The following is a 3,646-nucleotide window of genomic DNA, read 5'->3' on the forward strand; positions in this document are numbered from 1 at the left end:
CCCCCGCCACTTCAATCCCTGCTTGTAGCCGCTCCTGGGCTTCTTGCAAGTCACGTTCGGCACGTTTGCGCTCGGTAATATCATGAGCTTCGGCGACCAGCATCAGGACTCGATCGGCCTCATCCAACACAGGTTTCATCGAAAAGTCGGTCGTCATTGTCGTGCCATTGGGAATGGGAAATTGCACTTCATAGCGGCTAAATTCGCCATTGCCAGCCCGATCGATCGCCGCTTTGAGTTGCTGCTGGAGTCGCTCTGTATGCCACCAGGGCGTATCCCAAAAATACTCTCCAGCGATATCTTCTTTACGAGCGGAGATCGAGTCTAGGGCGGTTTGATTGACATCTAGCACTACTCCATTGAGGCTAATGATGCCCATCAGCTCGAAACTCTGCTCGAAAATCGCACTAAACTTCTGTTCGCTCTCCCGTAAGGCAGCTTCGGCCTGTTTGCGTTCGGTAATATCATGCCCAGTCGCGTACCAAACTCGATCGGGAGCGTGGGGGATGGCATTCCACGAGATCCAGCGATAAGAACCATCTTTGCAGCGATAACGATTCTCGCAACTAACCATCGGTTCGCCATCTACCAAGCTCTGAGCACCAGCGAGTGTGCTTTCGCGATCGTCGGGATGCACGAAGTTCATAAAGGGTTCGGCCATTAATTCGGCACGAGTAAAGCCCAAAATTTGCTCGACTGCTGGATTGAGCCGCGTGAAATATCCTTCAAAACTACCAATTGCTAACAGATCGATCGATAGATTGAAAAACCTGTCGCGATCCTGTTCGGCTTCGAGTCGATCTGCTTCTAATTGTTTGCGCTCGGTAACATCATGGCCGATTGCATACCAGAGTTGGCTGGGAATGTGGGACATCGCATTCCACAAGATCCAGCGATAGGAGCCATCTTGGCAGCGATATCGATTCTCAAAGTTAATCACCTCATCACCCAAACTCAAAGATCGAGCAGCAGCAAGCGTATGCTCTCGATCGTCGGGATGAACGAATTCAATAAAGGGTCGAGCCATTAATTCAGCCTCTGTCAAGCCCAAAACCCGCTCGAATGATGGATCGATCCGCGTGAAATACCCGTCGAAATTCCCAATTGCCAACAGATCGATCGACAGATTGAAAAACCTGTCGCGTTCTTCCTGCGCTGCGAGCCGCTCTGCCTCCATCCGCTTGCGCTCGGTTACGTCGCGGGCGATCCCATACATTAAATTTTGCTCTGGATATGGCATCGTACTCCACGATAGCCAGCGATAGGAACCATCTTTGCACCGATACCGATTCTCGAAATCCGTACTGACCCAACTTTCATTCAAACCTCGGCGGAGTGCCGCTTCGGTTATTTCTCGATCGTCAGGATGAACCAAGTCCACAAAGGGACGCGCCAGTAATTCGGCAGTAGTATAGCCCAATGCCTGCTCCCAAGCTGGATTGATCCGCGTGAAATACCCATCGAAATTGCCAATGGCCAATAGATCGATCGACAAATTGAAAAACCGATCGCGTTCTGCTTCGGCAGCGATGCGCGCTAATTCGTCTAGCTTACGTTGGTTGATATCTTGAAAATATAGCCCCAAGCCTTCAGTCGAGGGATAAGCACGAACTTCAAACCAATTCTTAGTTGGCTCGTAGAAGATCTCGAAATGTACCGCCACTCGATCGGCCATCGCCCGTCGATACTCCCGCTCCACAATCGTGCCCATCGTCCACGGAAACACGTCCCAATGACTTCTACCCAAATATTCTGCTGGTGCTAGCCCACTTGTTTGGCGATAGATCTCAGTTGCCTCCGAATTGGTATAGACGATCCGCCAATCGCGATCGAGCGTCACATAGGCATCGGTCATGCTTTCCCAGATCTCAACGAGCTTGAGATCGGCAGCTTTTAGCTCTCGTTCGGCCTTGCGTTGTGCGGTTTCATCCCGCCAGCAGGATACAAATCCATCATCCAATTTGGTGGCATGTATCGAATACGCCCGAGTTAGTCTCTCCCCACCAAAGACATCTTCATAGATTAGCTCTTCTTTAATTAATGGTTGTCCGGTGGCGATCGGTTGGCAGTATTCTTCAAATAAACCCGATCTACCAAAGGCGGGAAATACTTCACACAAGGATTTGCCAATATCCTTAACTGTCATCCGATTGTTTTCTAGTGCCGCTGAATTTAGATAGTCAAATCGGAAGTCGATAATTTGCCCAGATTCATCGCGGATTGCCGAAAAGATGGCAACGCACTCGCGCATATTATCGATCGATATCTTAAACCGCTCTTGACACTGCTGCAATTGCCGCCGCAAGCGGGAATTGTCGTTGGCGTAGCCTCTCCCCTGGAGAATCGCATTGCGCATCGTCCACTGCAACAATTCTGGTGTCAGATCGCGCTTGATTAAATAGTCTTGGGCACCTGCTTTAATAGCGCGCACGGCAATACTTTCGCTACCTTGCCCCGTCAGCATCACCACTGGGGGAGGATAGCGATGATTTCGAGCGGATAATTCTGCTAAAAACTCCAACCCATCGGCATCCGGCAGCAGATAATCGAGCAACACCGCATCGATCTGTTGCCCATCGCAGATTTCTAGTCCTTCTGCTACCGATTCTGCCTCTAGCAGGCAATAGGTACTATTTGAATCTGTCAGTAGTGCCCGTCGATATAACTCCCGATCGGCTAGAAAATCCTCAACGATGAGCAGCGTGTAAGTTGAAGTACTCATAATTTGGATACATAGAGACACACAACACGCGGAGTCTCAAACAAGTCAAAATCTTAAATTTTTTCTATCCTGCTCAAAGCGTATCATATTCAGATTATTTTCCCCAGCAGATGGCTCTCTTCAAAACCCGCCCAAAATTTGCAAATCCAGATGCTGGGCATAGGTCAGCATCTAGATTTGCATCGATCGCAAACGTAAATTTATCGAGTCATTTCTTAATCGATTTGCACAAATATTTAATATTTACACGAAGTTGCAGGATCGAATTATGAGAATTGAGCTACTAAGTTTTCGTCATAATTATCATCGATACAAGACCGAATCAAAAACTTGCAACCCGTCTTAGTCCATGGTGCGTGAATTGAATTGGGATGAGAACGAATGTAGTCGCCAGCAAAATAAGTTCGATCGTCGATAATCAGGTCGCCTTCTAACATATAAATTTCCTCGACTCCACGATGTTCGTGCCGTGGGTAGACGACGCCAGCGGATACTTTGACCAGCATCGATCGCATCCGATTGACCTCATCGAGGAATAATAGGGCGCATTCTACGCCCTCAATCCGGTGTGGTTTCCATTGAAGATCCCCCGATCGAATTGCGAATTTCTCTGGCTCTGACGGCTCTGTTGGCGGTGTCTGGAGGTGTAAATCGGTACTCGGTGCGACGGGATCTAGTCCCAATTTGTCGAACAAGCGATCCTTGAGATCTGCGGCCATCGGTACGGGTGGAGCCGTGTAGGGCATCGCTCCCATCGCAGCTTGATAACCTGCTAATTCTTCGGCCAAATCCGGACAATCGACAACTTGAGCTTCAACCCAGAGCCGTTCTTCGGGGTCGAGCAAATCGAGTGCGTATAGTGGGGCAAGGTCGCAAAAACAGCGATGGTCGTTCATGAGCTAGTTGGGAGCGGGGGGTTGGGAG

Annotated in this window: 2 protein-coding genes; both read right to left on the reverse strand. The window is 49.3% G+C overall.

Translation table 11 applies throughout. The features are described 5' to 3' along the window. On the reverse strand, positions 1 to 2,722 hold a 2,722-nt coding region (locus tag C7B77_RS26175; protein ID WP_146138527.1), incomplete at its 3' end, for a PAS domain S-box protein. A gap of 266 nt (positions 2,723 to 2,988) precedes the next feature. Further along, positions 2,989 to 3,618, reverse strand: coding sequence for a cupin domain-containing protein (locus C7B77_RS26180; protein ID WP_106311906.1), 630 nt, complete (start codon positions 3,616 to 3,618; stop codon positions 2,989 to 2,991). Positions 3,619 to 3,646: the final 28 nt, after the last annotated feature.

The organism is Chamaesiphon polymorphus CCALA 037, assembly GCF_003003845.1.
In the GTDB taxonomy this organism is placed as follows: domain Bacteria; phylum Cyanobacteriota; class Cyanobacteriia; order Cyanobacteriales; family Chamaesiphonaceae; genus Chamaesiphon; species Chamaesiphon polymorphus.

Coding starts and splice junctions, on each gene's coding strand:
- C7B77_RS26180 (WP_106311906.1), bottom strand. CDS start 3,618: ATGAACGACCATCGCTGTTTTTGCGACCTTGCCCCACTATACGCACTC.